Source organism: Cellulomonas sp. HD19AZ1, from assembly GCF_004535805.1.
In the GTDB taxonomy this organism is placed as follows: domain Bacteria; phylum Actinomycetota; class Actinomycetes; order Actinomycetales; family Cellulomonadaceae; genus Cellulomonas; species Cellulomonas iranensis.
Genome location: NZ_SPHX01000002.1, coordinates 340,402 through 355,342, shown reverse-complemented (window position 1 = coordinate 355,342; position 14,941 = coordinate 340,402). Strand labels below are relative to the sequence as shown.

Here is a 14,941-nt window from a genome sequence, read left to right as displayed (position 1 = left end):
CGTCCGGTCGTGCGCCGCGGCTACCGTGGGCGGCATGTCCCGCGTCCCCGTCGCGGCGGTCGCCGCCACCGGTCTCGTCGTCGCGTTCGCGCTCGCCCAGGGCACGGGCGTGCGCTGGCTCGGCGGTCTGGTGCTGCTGGTCACGGCCGCGTGGTGCCTGCGCGTGGCGGTGCCGCGCGTCGGGTGGTGGCGGCCCGTCGTCGTGCTCGTGGTGGGGCTCGCGCTGTTCGTCGCGTCGCACGTCGCGGCCGACGTCGCCGGGCCGTGGCCGGCCGTGCTCACGGCCGCGGCCGTGCTCGGTGCGACGGCCTGGGGGCTCGTCGACCGGGCACGGCCGCGCGCGCGTCGGACCGGTGCGGGGTCGCTCAGCGGTACGTGATGCCGGACGGGCTGTAGCCGCACGCGGCGCTGGGGCCGGTCGCAACCTTCGTCGGCTCGCCCGACGTGACCCCGCGGTACTCCTCGCAGATCGCGATCTTGCGGGACGGGTCGTTGACGACCGTCACGCCGGTGATCGTCGCGCGGTCCCCGAGGTTGGGGTTGATGCCGACGAGCGCCTTGCCCGGGGCGGTCACGAGCACGTTCTGCACCTGCACGGTGCGGGCGTGCTGGGTCGAGCAGTTGCCGCACGAGCGGTAGAGCTTGCCGAAGTCGCTGACCTGGAAGTTCTTGATCACGAACGTGCCGGGGCCGTTGTGCTGGAACACCTTGTCGGACGCGAGGCGCGCGCCGCCGCCGTCGACGGTCATGGTCTGGGACGCGGACGTGCCCTTGAACGTCGCGGCGTCCTCGCCGACGTCCTCCCACCAGACGTTCTGCAGCGTGCAGGTGCCGCGGCAGTGGATGCCGTCGCCGGCGCCGGTCCCGAGGATGACGTTCTTGAGGACGGCGCCGTCCGCGAGCTCGAACATGGGGGGCTGGCCCTCGTCCTGGCCGCCCGGCGCGATGCCGTAGTAGCGGACCATGCCCATGTCGCGCGTGCCCTGGATCTTGATGGTCGCCGACACCTTCTGCTGCCCCTGGGCGGTCGGCCACGCCGGGAACGCGCCGGGGGCGGCGGTCGGCTGGGGCGTCGGCTGCGTGGGCGCGCCGCTGCCGACCTTCACGAGCTGCCACTGCTGGTTGTACTGGTTGTTGTCCGTGAGCTGCGTGACGGTCGCGCCGTCGGCCGTGGACCGGTCGGTGACCGTGACGACCTTGGACGAGTGCCGGTTGACGAGCCGGACGTACGCGCCGCTCGCGGAGTCGACGAGCTTGAACTGCTGGTTGGTCGCGCCGAGGTCGGTGTACTGCCGGAACCCGGCGCCGTCGGCGGTGGACCACTCCCACAGGTCGAGGACCTTGCCCGAGTGCCGCGACTTCAGGCGGTACCAGCCCGACCCCGAGTCGACGAACTGCCACTGCTGCCACGCGCCGTCGTTGCGCGGCCACTGCTGGATGACGGCGCCGTCGGCGGTCGACGTGTCCCGCACGTCCATGACCTTGCCGGACTGCCGGTTGACCAGGACGTACCAGGCGGTGGTGTCGACGCTCGCGGCGGACGCGGCCGGCGCGGTCGTCAGGGCCAGCGTGCCGCCGAGCGCGAGCACGAGCGCGGCGGTGAGCACGGCGCGCAGCGGCGGCCGGGCGGTGCGGGGTCTGCGGTGCATGGGGTCCTCCCGGGACGTGGGCACGGGCGTGCGGGGAGCCAAGCACGGTCGTGCGGCCCGCGAGAAGGGCGCCGGGCACGGTGAAACGTTGAAGGTGTGAGCGTTCACACGGTCGTGGTCCGGGCGCGCGCCGTGGCTGGTGCGCCGCGGCTGCGCGCGCGTCTGGGACGATGCCGCGATGAGCACGCGACTGGTCTGCTGCGGCCTGACGACGCTCGACGTCACGCAGGTGGTCGACCGGCTGCCGGGTGCCGACGAGAAGGTCGTCGCCGACGGCCTCGACGTGACGTTCGGCGGGCCCGCGGCGAACGCGGCCGCCGTGGCGGTCGCTCTGGGCGTGCCGACGACGCTCGTGACGGTGCTGGGCGCCGGCCCGCTGGCGGACGTGGCCCGCGCGGGTCTGGCGGCCGCGGGCGTGGACGTCGTGGACCTCGCGCGGGGTGCCGAGGGCGTGCTGCCGGTCTCGACGGTGCTCGTGACGCGCGGCACGGGGGAGCGTGCGGTCGTGTCGGTCAACGGCGCGCGGGCGCCGCACGTCGCGGCGGACGTGCGCGTGCTCGACGGCGCGACCGCGCTGCTGGTCGACGGCCACCACGCGGGCGCGGCGGTGCCCGTGGCGCGCGCGGCACGCGCCGCCGGGCTGCCCGTGCTGCTGGACGGCGGGTCGTGGAAGCCGACGACGCCGGACCTGCTCGCGGTCGTGGACCACGCGGTGCTCTCGGCCGACCTGCTGGTCCCGGGCCTCGCGGACCCGCGCGCGGCGACGGGCGCGGAGCAGGAGGCCGCCGTGGCGGCGGTGCTCGCCGCCGTGGCCGCGCACGGCCCGCGGGTCGTCGCGCGCAGCGCCGGCGCGGGTGACGTGCGCGTGCGGCGCACGGTCGCCGGGGGTGGCGTGGTGCACGAGCGCGTGCGCCCCGCGAGGGTCGGCGCGGGCGACGTCGTGGACACGCTGGGGGCGGGTGACGTGCTGCACGGCGCGACGGCCGCGGCGCTCGCGCGGGGGAGCGGCTCGCTCGACGCGCTCGTCGAGGGAGTCCGGTGCGCGACCGTGTCGGTACGGCACGCGGGTGCGCGCGGGTGGCTCGCCGCCGCCGACGAGGGCGTGGTCCCCGAGGTGCTCACCGGCGCCTGACCCGCGCGCGTGCCACGCCCGCCCTGCTCCCGTCAGCGTCGCTGTCCTGGCCCGGTCCTGGCTCTGCCCCGCGTTTGACCTGCAGCGACGTCGTGCGACGAGGCCCGTGTTACCGCCGCGTCGCCCGCCGGGCGCACCCGTGTGAACGCCCGATCACGATGTGATCACGGTCACTCACGACCCTTGACGGCGATTAATAAGGAAGGTGTACTAACAAACATGTCCACGACGACGAGGTCCGGGACGGGCCGCCCGGGAGGCCCGGTCCAGCGCCAGCTGCGACCGACCGCCAAGGTGCTCCCGGAGCACGCGCGGGCCCACAACCGGGCGCTCGTGCTCGGGCACCTCTTCCACGAGGGCCCGTCGTCCCGCGCCGACATCGCGCGCAGCACGGGCCTCACGCGCGTGACCGTCTCCGACCTGGTGGCCGCGCTGCTCGCCGAGGACCTCGTCGCCGAGCTCGGCGTCCGCTCCGAGGCCCGCGTCGGCAAGCCCGCGACCCTCGTCGGGCTGCGCGCCGACGACCACCACGTCGTCACGCTCGACCTCACCGACGACGACACCGTGCACGGCGCCGTCATGACGCTCGTCGGGGAGGTCGTGCGCCGCGAGCGCGTCCCCACCGGCGGCGCGACCGGCGAGGCCGCGCTCGCGCTCGTCGAGGACGTCGCGCGTCGGCTCGTCGCCGCCGCCGCGCGGCCCGTCGTGGGCGTCGGCATCTCGTCGCCCGGCGTCATCGACGACGCGGGCCGCGTCGTCGAGGCGCCCAACCGCGGCTGGTACGACGTGCCGCTCGCGTCCCGGCTCTCCGCCGCGCTGGGCGTGCCCGTGCACGTCGCCAACGACGCCAACACGCGCGCGCTGGGGGAGTACACCTACGGCGGCGCCGACCCGAGCACCATGATCGTCACCGTCGGCCAGGGTGTCGGCGCCGGGCTCCTCGTGGACGGTGCGCTCGTGCGCGGCCGCGGCCACGCCGCCGGCGAGATCGGGCACGTCACCGTCGTCGACGACGACACGCCGGGCGAGGCGCCGCAGCCCTGCGCGTGCGGCCGCGCCGGCTGCCTCGAGACCGTGCTGAGCGCGCCGGCCCTGCGCCGTCGCACCGCCGGTCTCGCCCCCGAGGACGCCGACGCCGCGCTGGCGTCGGTCGGACGGACGCTGGGCCGCTGCCTCGCGCCCGTCGTCAGCGCGCTCAACCTCGCCGAGGTCCTGCTCTCCGGTCCGGACGAGCTGCTCGACGGACCCCTGCGGGAGGCGGCGACCACCATGCTCCGCGACCGGACGATGCCCGTGATCGGGCACGACCTGCGGTTGCGGATGGCCACGCTCGACGAGGACGCGGCGCTCGCGGGCGCCGCCGTGCTCGTCCTGTCCGGGCAGCTCGGGATCACGTGACGGTCCCGAGCCGCGCACCGGGGCCGGCCCGAGGTCACGTGACGACCTCGAGCCGACCGTCCAGCAGGTCGGCAGCACCACCCCCGGCGGTCGTCGTGGCGACGACCGCCTCGCTCAGGGAAGGGACCCCAACGTGAAGATCCTACGTTTCGGCGCCGCCGGTCTCGCGGCAGCGCTCCTGCTCACGGCGTGCTCCAGCGGCGACACGGCGGGCGGTGGCGGCACCGGCGGGTCGTCGGGCGGCTCCGACGGCGCTGAGATCCGCGTGTGGCTGGTCGGCACCGACACGCCCGACAAGGCGCGCGAGTACCTCACGACGACCTTCGAGGACGAGAACCCCGGCTCGACGCTCACGATCGAGGAGCAGTCGTGGACGGGCCTGGTCGACAAGCTCACGACCGCGCTGTCGTCGTCCGACTCGCCCGACGTGGTCGAGGTCGGCAACACGCAGGCCGCGACGTTCACGTCCGCCGGGTTCTTCGCGCCGCTCGACGACATCGAGGCCGACCTCGGCGGCGACGACCTGCTGCCCGGCTTCGTCAAGGCCGGCACGTGGGAGGACACGTTCTACGCGGCCCCGTACTACGCCGGCTCGCGCATCGTCTTCTACAGCCAGCAGCTCCTCGGCAGCACCGCGGTGCCCACGACGCTCGACGAGTACGTGAGCACGGCCGAGCAGGTCACGACGCCCGAGCGCTCGGGCGTGTGGTTCCCCGGGCAGGACTGGTACAACGCGCTGCCGTTCGTGTGGGAGAACGGCGGCTTCATCGCCGAGCCGCAGGACGACGGCACCTGGAAGGCCGGGTTCTCCTCCGAGGGCGGCATCGCGGGGCTCGAGCAGGTCCAGCAGCTCATGACGAAGGCGTCCAACGCCCCCAAGGACGGTGACGAGTCCGAGCTGCAGGTGCCGTTCTGCGCCGGGCAGACCACGTTCCTGTCCGCGCCGAACTGGCTGCGGGGCTCCATCGAGGCCGCGGCCGACGCCGAGATCCCGGGCTGCGCCGACACGTACGGCTCCGACCTGCACGCGTTCCCGCTGCCCGGCAAGGAGGCCGGCACCACCGCCAAGGTGTTCGCGGGCGGCTCCAACGTCGCGGTGGCCACCAAGTCGAAGAACGTCGACCTGGCCAAGAAGGCCCTGACGATCATGCTCTCCGACGAGTACCAGACGATCCTCGCCGAGAACTCGATGATCCCGGCGAAGAAGTCGCTCGCCTCGGCGCTGCCGGACGACGAGTTCACGCAGGCGTCCGCCGCGGCGGCCGCCAACGCCGAGCTCACCCCCGCGTCGCCGAAGTGGGGCGACGTCGAGGCGCAGCGCGTCATCCAGGACGCCCTCGTCCAGATCGCGCAGGGCGGCGACGTGCCGACCGTCGCGAAGCAGCTCGACGCGACCATCGAGTCGATCCTCAACGGCTGACCCCGCGCCCGCCGGGCCCGCGCCGCCGTGCGCGGGCCCGGCGGGCGGGTGCCCCGTGCGCCCGCCCGGCCCCCGCCCGTCCGTCGGAGGAAGTCGATGAGCACCACCACGCTCCAGGCCGCGCCGCCCAGCGCGCCGGCCCCGCGCGCGTCGCGCGCGATCACCCCCGCCCGGCTGCTGCCGTGGCTGTTCCTCGCGCCCAGCCTCGCGGTGCTGGCCGTCATCACGGGCTACCCGCTCGTGCGCATGCTGTGGCTGTCGGTGCACGAGTACGAGCGCGCGCAGCTGCTGGGCGTGCCCGCGCCGTTCGTCGGGCTCGACAACTACACGGCCACGCTCACCGACGGCCGGTTCTGGACCGTCACGGCCCGCAGCTTCGCGTTCATGGTCGTGTGCGTCGCCCTGACGATCACGCTCGGCACGCTCGTCGCGCTGCTGCTCATGAAGCTCGGCAGGGCGCTGCGGCTCGTGCTGTCGGTCGGGCTGCTGCTGGCGTGGGCGATGCCGCCGCTGGCCGCCATGCTCGTGTGGGGCTGGATGTTCGACACGCAGTACGGCGTCGTCAATCACCTGCTCACCCGGCTCACGTCGACGAGCTGGACGGGCCACCCCTGGCTCATCGACCCGCTGTCCTTCTTCGCGGTGGCCGCGCTCGTCGTCGTGTGGGGCGCGATCCCGTTCGTCGCGTTCACGCTCTACGCGGGCTTCACGCAGGTCCCCGGCGAGGTGATCGAGGCGGCGCAGCTCGACGGCGCGAGCGCGCGGCAGCGGTTCTTCGGGATCCAGGTGCCGTACGTCCGGTCCATCTACGTCGTGCTGGTCGTCCTGTCGATGATCTGGGACCTCAAGGTCTTCACGCAGATCTTCGTGCTGCAGGGCATCGGCGGCATCAAGTCCGAGACCAGCACGCTCGGCGTCTACATCTACGAGATGGGCATGGCGCAGGGCCACTACGGCGCCGCGAGCGCGATCGCCGTGATCTTCACCGTCGTCATGCTCGTGATCTCGGCGTACTACGTGCGCGCGACGGTCAAGGAGGAGGAGCTGTGAGCCTCGCACCCGCCGGCCCGGCCCCCGCGACGCCGCCCGTGGCCGCCGCCGCCGCGCCCGCGGGCGCGCGGCCCGTCGCGACGCCCGCGCCGCGCCGCCGCTCGCGCCGCCGCCGGGCCGCGTCGGTCGGCTGGGGCGTGCTCGCCGTGCTCGTCGCGGCGGCGTTCGCGTTCCCCGTCTACTGGATGGTCAACACCTCGTTCCTGCCGACCAACCTCATCTCCGGCCCCGACCTGCACCTGTGGCCCGACGCGTTCACGCTGCGCAACTACGAGACCGCGATGTTCCGGCAGGTGCGCTCGCCGTTCGTGCCCGCGCTGGGGAACTCGTTGCAGGTGACGTTCCTCGTGCTCGTCGCGGCGATGCTGCTCGCGTTCGCGGCGTCGCTCGCCGTCACGCGGTTCCGGTTCCGCGGCCGGCGCGCGTTCGTGCTGTCGATCCTCGTGGTCCAGATGATCCCGGCCGAGGCGATGATGATCTCGGTCTTCCAGATGATCGACTCGGCCCAGCTGCTCAACACGGTCGTCGGACTCGGCGTCGTCTACCTCGCGGGCGTGCTGCCCTTCACCATCTGGACGCTGCGCGGCTTCGTCAACGGCGTGCCCGTCGAGCTCGAGGAGGCCGCGATGATCGACGGCTGCTCGCGCCCCCGCGCGTTCTGGAAGGTCACGTTCCCGCTGCTCGCGCCCGGGCTCGTCTCGACCGGCGTGTTCGCGTTCCTGCAGGCGTGGAACGAGTTCATCATGGCGCTCATCGTCATGACCCGCCCCGAGTCCATGACGCTGCCCGTGTGGCTGCGCACGTTCCAGCAGGCGACCAAGGCGACCGACTGGGGGGCGCTCATGGCCGGCTCGGTCCTCGTCGCGGTCCCGGTCGTCGTGTTCTTCCTGATCGTGCAGGGACGCATGACCGGCGGGCTCGTGTCCGGGGCGGTGAAGGGCTGAGCCATGGAGAGCACCACCCTGGGGGGGACCACGGGCGTGCCCGCCGCGCCGCCCGACCCGCGCGGACCCGGCTGGTCCGTCGGGGTCGACGTGGGCGGCACCAAGGTCCTCGCGGCGCTGCTCGACCCGGCGGGGCGGGTCGCGCGCACGCACCGCGCGGCCACGCGCCCCGGCCCGGACGGCCTCGTCGACGTCGTCACGACCGCCGTGCGCACCCTGACCCGCGCGCACGGCGTGCCCGTCGAGCGCCTGGCGGGCACCGGGGTCGGCGTGCCGGGGGTCGTCGACCCCGTCACGGGCACGGTCGAGCACGCCGTCAACGTGGGTGTCGCGCAGCCGTTCGCGCTCGCCGCCGCGGTCGCGTCGGTGCTGGGCCCCGCGGCGCGCGTGCGCGTCGAGAACGACCTCAACGCCGCCGTGCTGGGTGCCGCGCACACGGTCGAGCCGGGTGCGACGGCGCGCGACGTGGCCTTCCTCGCGCTGGGCACGGGCGTGGCCGCGGGTCTGCTGCTCGACGGGACGCTGCGCCGCGGGTCGCACCGGGCCGCGGGGGAGGTGGGGCACCTCACGCTCGTGCCGGGCGGGCTGCCGTGCAAGTGCGGTCAGGCGGGGTGCATCGAGCAGTACGCGTCGGGCAGCGCGCTCGACGCGGCCTGGCCGTCGCCGGACGCGCGGCCGGCTCCCGTCGCGCTGCTCGACGCCGCCGACGCGGGCGACGCGCGCGCTGTCGCGGTCCGCGACCGGTTCGTCGGCGCTGTCGCGGTCGCGGTCCGGGTCCTGGTGCTCACGTGCGACGTCGACCGCGTCGTGGTGGGCGGCGGCGTGAGCCAGCTCGGCACGCGGCTGCTGGACCCGTTGCGCGCCGAGCTCGCGCGCGAGGCGGCGGCGTCGCCGTTCCTGGCGTCGCTGGGGGTGACGGACCGCGTGCACCTGGCACCGCGGGACGTGCCGGTCGCGGCCGTGGGCGCCGCGCTCGTGGGACGAGGGGAGCACGTCTGATGGAGGTCGTCATCGCACCCGGTGCCGAGCTGGCCCGGCTGGCCGCGGACGCCGTCGAGCGGCTGCTCACGGCGCGGCCCGACGCCGTGCTGGGCCTGGCCACCGGCTCGAGCCCGCTCGCGGTGTACGACGAGCTCGCGCGCCGGCACGCCGAGCGCGGCCTGTCGTTCGCGCGGGCCCGCGCGTTCCTGCTCGACGAGTACGTCGGGCTGCCCGCCGACCACCCCGAGCGGTACCGCAACGTCATCGAGACCGAGCTCGTGGCGCGCGTCGACCTGCGGCCGGAGGCCGTGCAGGGGCCCGACGGGCTGGCCGACGACCTGCCGGCGGCGTGCGCGGCGTACGAGGCGGCGATCGTCGACGCGGGCGGCGTCGACCTGCAGGTCCTCGGCATCGGGACCGACGGCCACGTCGCGTTCAACGAGCCCGGGTCGTCGCTCGCGTCGCGCACGCGCATCAAGACGCTGACGCGGCAGACCCGTGAGGACAACGCGCGGTTCTTCGGCGGCGACGTCGACCGCGTGCCCACGCACTGCCTCACGCAGGGGCTCGCGACGATCTCGTCCGCCCGGCACCTCGTGCTGCTCGCGCAGGGCCGCCACAAGGCCGAGGCCGTGCACCAGCTGGTCGAGGGGCCGGTGAGCGCGCTGTGGCCCGCGACCGTGCTGCAGCTGCACCCGCACGTGACCGTGCTGGTCGACGAGGCCGCGGCGAGCCGCCTGCAGCTCGCGCACTACTACCGCGAGACGTACGCGGCCAAGCCCGCCTGGCAGGCGCTGTGACGGGTCGGCTCAGACGGTCGGCGGCTCGTCGCCGGTCGTGAGGGCGCCGCGCACGAGGGCCACGGCCTCGTCGGTCGAGAGGCCCGCGGCACGTGCCGCTCGCGCGTAGTCCGCCGCCGCGCGCCGTGCCTGCGCCTGCGCCGGGGCCGCGTCGGCCGCGACGACCGTGCCGCTGCGCCGCCGCGTCACGACGACGCCGGCCCGCTCGAGCTCGCGGAACGCGCGCGCGACCGTGCCGGGCGCGAGCCCGAGGTCGGTCGCGAGCGCGCGGATCGTGGGGAGCCGGTCGCCGGGCCGCAGCCGGCCGGTGGCGACGTGGCCGACGACCTGCGCGCGCACCTGCTCGTAGACGGGGACGCCCGACGTGAGGTCGACGTCCAGGCGCACGCTCACGCCGCGACCGCGGGGGCGGTCGCGCGGGCGGCGCGCGCCAGCCCGACGGCCGTGAGCGCGACGGTCGTCAGCGCGACGAGCGGTGCCGCGACGAGCGCGGCCCAGCCGAGCCCCGCGGTCAGCGGGTCGGTCACGGTGGTCCACACGTCGTCGACCGCGTACGCGCCGTGGGCGACGTTGTGCAGGGCCTGACCGGCGAACAGCAGCACACCGGCGAGCGTCGCGCCGACCACGAGCTGGGCGCCCGCCAGGACGCGCCCGCCGGCCGCGACCCGCAGCGCGTCGTCGTCGGCGGTGGACACGCCCTCGACCGCCGGGCGGCGCGCGACCAGGTGCAGCACGCCTACGGCGCCCGCGGCCACGAGCAGCGCGCCCAGCGCGAGCGGGACCGCGTAGGGCGGGCCGGGGTAGGGGCCTGCCCCCGCGGTCAGCTGTGCGTCGAGCCTGCGGCTGACCGTGCGGCCGTCGGCCGTGGCGGTCAGGCCCGTGCCGAGCAGGACGAGGAGCAGCGTGGCGGTCCACGTCGCGAGCGCGACGCGCAGCGCGCGCGGCGCGACGTCGCGCGCCGTGCGGGGCACGAGCGAGGCGCGCCGCCGGGCGCCGGACGGCCGCGGCCAGGTGCGCTCGCCCACGGCTGCGGCGAGCAGGAACGCGGTCCCGGCGGCGGCCGGGACGCAGCCGAGCAGCACGCCGCCCGCGACGCCCGCGGGGGCCGCTGCGGGCAGGGCCGCGGCGACGACCGCGAGCGCGCCCCAGGCGATCGCCGCGACGGCGCGGGCGTGCCGACGCGCGCGTGCGTGGGCGGCGGGCGAGGTCACGACGTCGGTGAGGTCGGTCGCGGGCTGCCGGTGTGGCGCGAGCGCGGCGACGAGGGCGGCGAGGAGCGCCACGAGGACGACGACGGGCAGCAGGGCGATGAGGCGCACGGGGCTCCGATCAGTGAACCGATGTATCAGCACATTGACACAAAGTGGCGCGCGCCGTCCAGCGGCACCGACGCGCCGCGCGCGGCCGGGACGTCGGACCCCCGACGTACGATGGGCCCATGAGCGAGCCGACCACGCCGTCCGGACCCGACGACCCGTTCGGCACCCAGGGCGGCACGTCGGTCCTCGAGCGCACCGAGTCCCAGGAGCAGGTCGAGCCGGGGGACCACGAGCGCTTCGCGCACTACGTGCGCAAGGAGAAGATCATGGAGTCCGCGATGTCCGGCAAGCCGGTCGTCGCGCTGTGCGGCAAGGTGTGGGTCCCCGGCCGCGACCCCAACAAGTTCCCGGTCTGCCCGGTCTGCAAGGAGATCTACGAGGGGCTGCGCGAGCCGCAGGACGGTGACGACCAGGGCTCCGGCGGCGGCGGGGGCGGCCGCGGGTTCTTCGGCTTCGGACGGGGCAAGGGCTCCGGGTCGGGCGGCGCGTGAGCGCGGCACGCCGCCCCGTCGCCACCGGTCCCGCCAGTACCCCGCAGCACCCCTCGTCGTCGGCAGCGTCGCAGCTGCCGCCGGCGTTCCCGGCGCGTGCGCCGTGGGGTGCCGCCGGGAGCCTGCGCGCCTGGCAGGCGGAGGCCATCGACCTGTACCGCGAGCGCAACCCGCGGGACTTCCTCGCCGTCGCCACCCCCGGCGCCGGCAAGACGACGTTCGCGCTGCGCATCGCCACCGAGCTCCTGGAGTCGCGGACCGTGCGCCGCGTGACGGTCGTCGCACCGACCGAGCACCTCAAGAAGCAGTGGGCCGACGCCGCCGCGCGCGTCGGCATCCGGCTCGACCCGCGGTTCTCGAACGCGCAGGGGCGGCACGGCGCGGGGTACGACGGCGTCGCCGTCACGTACGCGCAGGTCGCGAGCAAGCCCGCCCTGCACGCCGCCCGCACGACCGCCGACCGCACGCTCGTCATCCTCGACGAGGTGCACCACGGCGGCGACGCGCTGTCGTGGGGCGACGCCGTCCGCGAGGCGTTCGAGGGCGCGACGCGCCGGCTCGCGCTGACCGGCACGCCGTTCCGCTCCGACACCGCGGCGATCCCGTTCGTGCAGTACGCGCCCGACGCGCAGGGCATCCGCCGCTCGGTCGCCGACTACACGTACGCGTACGGCGACGCGCTGCGCGACCACGTCGTGCGGCCCGTCATCTTCCTGTCGTACTCGGGCTCGATGCGCTGGCGCACCAAGGCGGGCGACGAGATCTCGGCACGCCTCGGCGAGCCGCTCACCAAGGACATGACGTCGCAGGCGTGGCGCACCGCGCTCGACCCCGACGGCGAGTGGATCCCCTCGGTGATCGCCGCGGCCGACCGGCGCCTGACCGAGGTGCGGCGCGCGGTGCCCGACGCGGGCGCCATGATCATCGCGACCGACCAGACCGACGCGCGCGCCTACGCCGGCCACATCGCCCGGATCACGGGGGAGTCGCCCACGATCGTCCTCTCGGACGACGACGGCGCGAGCGACCGCATCGAGGAGTTCGCCGCGAGCGACTCGCGCTGGCTCGTCGCGGTCCGCATGGTGTCCGAGGGTGTCGACGTGCCGCGCCTCGCGGTGGGCGTGTACGCCACGAGCACCGCGACGCCGTTGTTCTTCGCGCAGGCGGTCGGGCGGTTCGTGCGTGCGCGCAAGCGCGGCGAGACCGCGTCGGTGTTCCTGCCGAGCGTGCCGCAGCTGCTCGAGCTCGCCGCGAGCCTCGAGGTCGAGCGCGACCACGCGCTCGACAAGCCGACCACCGGCGACGAGGACCCCGAGGCCGACCTGCTCGCGCTCGCCGAGCGCGAGCAGAAGAGCGAGGACGCGGTCGGCAGCGACGGCGTCGTGGGCGCGTTCCAGGCGCTCGAGGCGCAGGCGTCGTTCGACCGCGTGCTGTTCGACGGCGGCGAGTTCGGGACGGGCGCGGAGGTCGGCTCGGACGAGGAGCTGGACTTCCTCGGCCTGCCGGGTCTGCTCGACGCCGACCAGGTCACGACGCTGCTCCGGCAGCGGCAGGCCGCGCAGCAGGGCGCGCGGCGCACGCGCGAGGCGCCCGCGCCGGAGGTCGTCGACCACCGCAAGCAGGCCGAGCTGCGCAAGGAGCTCGCGCAGCTCGTCGGCGCGTGGGCGCGTCGCAGCGGGCAGCCGCACGCGACCGTGCACGCCGAGCTGCGGCGGCGCTGCGGCGGCCCCGAGGTCGCGCTCGCGGCGCCCGACGAGCTGTCCGCCCGGATCGCGATGCTGCGCGGCTGGTTCGTGGGCAAGCGCTGAGCTCACCCTGACCTCGGTGCTGATCTCACGATGTGGACTATGAGAGCAGCATGAAACCGCAGGTCAGCGCACTGGACGCGTGCTCACATAGCAGCGGGTCTTGACGGCGCAAGTCGACCGTTCGACGTGCTGACCGCGGCCCGCGGTGTCACGCTCTTTCCGTGACAAACCCGGCCCGGGTCCCCCCGGTGCCGCACTCGGAGAGAGCCCGGCGGTCCGCCGCCGGAGCTCGTGTGAAAGAGGTGTCCACATGCCCGCATGGCTCATCCTCATCCTCGTCGGTGTCGTCCTCGTCGTCCTCGGCGTCGCGACCGGCATCGGTCAGTTCCTCATCTGGATCGGCGTCGCCGTGCTCGTCGTCAGCCTGATCCTGGGGCTCGTCGGCCGCGGTCGTTCGAGGGTCTAAGAGCCGCCGCGCACGGCCGGCACCCCCTCCGCCGGTCGTCCGCACACCGGGCCGGGACGCGACGCGTCCCGGCCCGGTCGCACGTCCGGGGTCGGTCGACCCGCCCTGCCGACCGGGCGGGGGGCCCGGGCGCTCAGCCCAGCCGGAGCTCGACGGTCGGCACCGCCGCCTCGTCGGCCGACAACCGGCGCGCACCGCGCGGCAGCTCGTCGCGCGACGCGTGGTGCCGCTCCGTCGCGGCCCGCACGCCCGCCGCGGCGGTCAGCCCCGGCTGCACCTCGCCCTCGACGACGAGCGGCACGTGCAGCGGGCGCAACGACGGGTCACCGCCCGCGGACCGCGCAGCCGTCCACCCCGCCACGGCCTCGTCGGGGCCCACCACGAGGACCTCCTCGACCGCGCGGCCGTCCGGCCCGAGCCGCCGCGCCGCGGCCTTGCGCCCCCCGACGCTCACCTTCGACCGCGACGCCTTCGCGACCGGCTCGAGCTCGCCGCTCGCGCCCTCGCGCGCGACGAGCTTGTAGACCATGCCGCACGTCGGCGCCCCCGACCCCGTGACGAGGCTGGTCCCCACGCCGTACGAGTCGACCGGTGCGGCCGCGAGCGACGCGATCGCGTACTCGTCGAGGTCGCTCGTCACGACGATCTGCGTGCCGTGCGCACCGGCGGCGTCGAGCTGTGCGCGCACCTCCTGCGCGAGCGAGCCCAGGTCGCCCGAGTCGAGGCGCACGGCGCCCAGACCCGTGCCCGCGGCGGCCAGCGCGCGCTCGACCCCGCGGTGCACGTCGTACGTGTCCACCAGCAGCGTCGTCCCGGGGCCCTGCGACCGGACCTGCGACGCGAACGCCGCCTCCTCGTCGTCGTGCAGCAGCGTGAACGCGTGCGCCGCGGTGCCGATCGTCCGCAGGCCGTACCGGCGGCCCGCCTCGAGGTTCGACGTCGCCGCGAAACCCGCCACCGCGGCGGCCCGTGCGGCCGCGACCGCCGCGTCCTCGTGCGCGCGCCGCGCGCCCATCTCGAGGCACGGGCGGTCCACGGCCGCGCTCGTCATGCGGGACGCCGCCGACGCGATCGCCGAGTCGTGGTTGAGCACCGAGAGCACGAGCGTCTCGAGCAGCACCGCCTCCGCGAACGTGCCCTCGACCACCCACACGGGCGACTGCGGGAAGAACACCTCGCCCTCGGCGTACCCGACGACCGAGCCGCCGAACCGGTACCCCGCGAGGAACTCGAGGGTCGCGTCGTCGACGACGCGCTCGTCGGCGAGCCAGTCGAGCTCCGGCGTCCCGAACCGGAACGACGCGAGCTGCTCCAGGACGCGTCCCGTCCCGGCGAGCACGCCGTACCGGCGCCCCGCGGGCAGCCGGCGCGTGAACACCTCGAACACGCAGCGCCGGTGCGCCGTGCCGTCGGCCAGCGCCGCCTGCAGCATCGTCAGCTCGTACCGGTCCGTGAGCAGCGCGGTGCTGCCCGACCCGACGGCCGCGACGGCCGGGGTGACGTGCGGGGGCGTGCCGGGGCGCGAGTCGTCCATGCCGCCAAC

Annotated in this window: 15 protein-coding genes; 11 read left to right on the top strand and 4 right to left on the bottom strand. The window is 75.3% G+C overall.

Annotation, left to right across the window (positions count from 1 at the left end; translation table 11 throughout):
* The first annotated feature begins 34 nt into the window (after window positions 1–34).
* Entirely contained in the window at window positions 35–379 is a 345-nt protein-coding gene (locus E4A51_RS05155; protein WP_134851050.1) for a hypothetical protein, read from the top strand.
* Here E4A51_RS05155 and E4A51_RS05150 read toward each other — a convergent pair.
* A complete protein-coding gene (locus tag E4A51_RS05150) occupies window positions 366–1,649 on the bottom strand; it encodes a pectate lyase (RefSeq protein WP_070318414.1) in 1,284 nt (427 codons plus the stop codon). The two genes, E4A51_RS05155 and E4A51_RS05150, sit on opposite strands and share 14 nt — an antisense overlap.
* A 178-nt stretch (window positions 1,650–1,827) precedes the next feature.
* Here E4A51_RS05150 and E4A51_RS05145 point away from each other — a divergent pair, with 178 nt between their 5' ends.
* The 7 genes from E4A51_RS05145 (at window position 1,828) to nagB (ending at window position 9,374) form a co-directional block, all read left to right on the top strand.
* Window positions 1,828–2,781: a PfkB family carbohydrate kinase gene (locus E4A51_RS05145; RefSeq protein ID WP_070318428.1), complete on the top strand. Its 954-nt coding sequence runs from the start codon at window positions 1,828–1,830 to the stop codon at window positions 2,779–2,781.
* Window positions 2,782–3,000: 219 nt separating this feature from the next.
* Entirely contained in the window at window positions 3,001–4,179 is a 1,179-nt protein-coding gene (locus E4A51_RS05140) for an ROK family transcriptional regulator (protein ID WP_070318415.1), read from the top strand.
* A gap of 133 nt (window positions 4,180–4,312) precedes the next feature.
* Window positions 4,313–5,599, top strand: coding sequence for an extracellular solute-binding protein (locus E4A51_RS05135; protein WP_046527986.1), 1,287 nt, complete (start codon window positions 4,313–4,315; stop codon window positions 5,597–5,599).
* 96 nt (window positions 5,600–5,695) lie between these two features.
* The gene (locus E4A51_RS05130) at window positions 5,696–6,649 is read left to right on the top strand and encodes a carbohydrate ABC transporter permease (RefSeq protein WP_134851049.1); all 954 of its coding nucleotides are present in this window, start codon (window positions 5,696–5,698) and stop codon (window positions 6,647–6,649) included.
* Window positions 6,646–7,593: a carbohydrate ABC transporter permease gene (locus tag E4A51_RS05125; RefSeq protein WP_370297481.1), complete on the top strand. Its 948-nt coding sequence runs from the start codon at window positions 6,646–6,648 to the stop codon at window positions 7,591–7,593. The genes E4A51_RS05130 and E4A51_RS05125 overlap by 4 nt, the downstream gene beginning before the upstream one ends.
* 3 nt (window positions 7,594–7,596) lie before the next feature.
* A complete protein-coding gene (locus tag E4A51_RS05120; RefSeq protein WP_082131315.1) occupies window positions 7,597–8,592 on the top strand; it encodes an ROK family protein in 996 nt (331 codons plus the stop codon).
* On the top strand, window positions 8,592–9,374 hold the full coding sequence (gene nagB, locus E4A51_RS05115; RefSeq protein WP_134851048.1) for a glucosamine-6-phosphate deaminase: 783 nt from the start codon (window positions 8,592–8,594) through the stop codon (window positions 9,372–9,374). The genes E4A51_RS05120 and nagB overlap by 1 nt, the downstream gene beginning before the upstream one ends.
* Window positions 9,375–9,383: 9 nt before the next feature.
* Here nagB and E4A51_RS05110 read toward each other — a convergent pair whose 3' ends face one another.
* Both E4A51_RS05110 and E4A51_RS05105 read right to left on the bottom strand, forming a co-directional pair.
* Window positions 9,384–9,767, bottom strand: a complete 384-nt coding sequence (locus E4A51_RS05110) for a GntR family transcriptional regulator (RefSeq protein WP_134851047.1) — start codon at window positions 9,765–9,767, stop codon at window positions 9,384–9,386.
* Window positions 9,764–10,693 carry a hypothetical protein gene (locus tag E4A51_RS05105; RefSeq protein WP_134851046.1) on the bottom strand — a complete coding sequence of 310 codons (930 nt, stop codon included), beginning with the start codon at window positions 10,691–10,693 and terminating at the stop codon, window positions 9,764–9,766. The genes E4A51_RS05110 and E4A51_RS05105 overlap by 4 nt, the downstream gene beginning before the upstream one ends.
* Window positions 10,694–10,812: 119 nt before the next feature.
* Here E4A51_RS05105 and E4A51_RS05100 point away from each other — a divergent pair, with 119 nt between their 5' ends.
* From E4A51_RS05100 to E4A51_RS18235, 3 genes are all read left to right on the top strand, one after another.
* Complete coding sequence (locus tag E4A51_RS05100; RefSeq protein ID WP_046527993.1) at window positions 10,813–11,184, top strand: DUF3039 domain-containing protein; 372 nt, start codon at window positions 10,813–10,815, stop codon at window positions 11,182–11,184.
* Complete coding sequence (locus tag E4A51_RS05095; protein WP_134851045.1) at window positions 11,181–12,992, top strand: DEAD/DEAH box helicase; 1,812 nt, start codon at window positions 11,181–11,183, stop codon at window positions 12,990–12,992. Before E4A51_RS05100 ends, E4A51_RS05095 begins: the two co-directional genes overlap by 4 nt.
* Window positions 12,993–13,242: 250 nt before the next feature.
* On the top strand, window positions 13,243–13,398 hold the full coding sequence (locus tag E4A51_RS18235; RefSeq protein WP_156442182.1) for a hypothetical protein: 156 nt from the start codon (window positions 13,243–13,245) through the stop codon (window positions 13,396–13,398).
* A 133-nt stretch (window positions 13,399–13,531) separates the two neighbouring features.
* Here the strand turns inward: E4A51_RS18235 and E4A51_RS05090 are convergent, their stop codons facing one another.
* Window positions 13,532–14,932, bottom strand: a complete 1,401-nt coding sequence (locus tag E4A51_RS05090; RefSeq protein WP_134851044.1) for a nicotinate phosphoribosyltransferase — start codon at window positions 14,930–14,932, stop codon at window positions 13,532–13,534.
* Window positions 14,933–14,941 lie beyond the last annotated feature (9 nt).

Coding starts and splice junctions, on each gene's coding strand:
- E4A51_RS05155 (WP_134851050.1), top strand. CDS start 35: ATGTCCCGCGTCCCCGTCGCGGCGGTCGCCGCCACCGGTCTCGTCGTC.
- E4A51_RS05150 (WP_070318414.1), bottom strand. CDS start 1,649: ATGCACCGCAGACCCCGCACCGCCCGGCCGCCGCTGCGCGCCGTGCTC.
- E4A51_RS05145 (WP_070318428.1), top strand. CDS start 1,828: ATGAGCACGCGACTGGTCTGCTGCGGCCTGACGACGCTCGACGTCACG.
- E4A51_RS05140 (WP_070318415.1), top strand. CDS start 3,001: ATGTCCACGACGACGAGGTCCGGGACGGGCCGCCCGGGAGGCCCGGTC.
- E4A51_RS05130 (WP_134851049.1), top strand. CDS start 5,696: ATGAGCACCACCACGCTCCAGGCCGCGCCGCCCAGCGCGCCGGCCCCG.
- E4A51_RS05120 (WP_082131315.1), top strand. CDS start 7,597: ATGGAGAGCACCACCCTGGGGGGGACCACGGGCGTGCCCGCCGCGCCG.
- nagB (WP_134851048.1), top strand. CDS start 8,592: ATGGAGGTCGTCATCGCACCCGGTGCCGAGCTGGCCCGGCTGGCCGCG.
- E4A51_RS05100 (WP_046527993.1), top strand. CDS start 10,813: ATGAGCGAGCCGACCACGCCGTCCGGACCCGACGACCCGTTCGGCACC.
- E4A51_RS18235 (WP_156442182.1), top strand. CDS start 13,243: ATGCCCGCATGGCTCATCCTCATCCTCGTCGGTGTCGTCCTCGTCGTC.
- E4A51_RS05090 (WP_134851044.1), bottom strand. CDS start 14,932: ATGGACGACTCGCGCCCCGGCACGCCCCCGCACGTCACCCCGGCCGTC.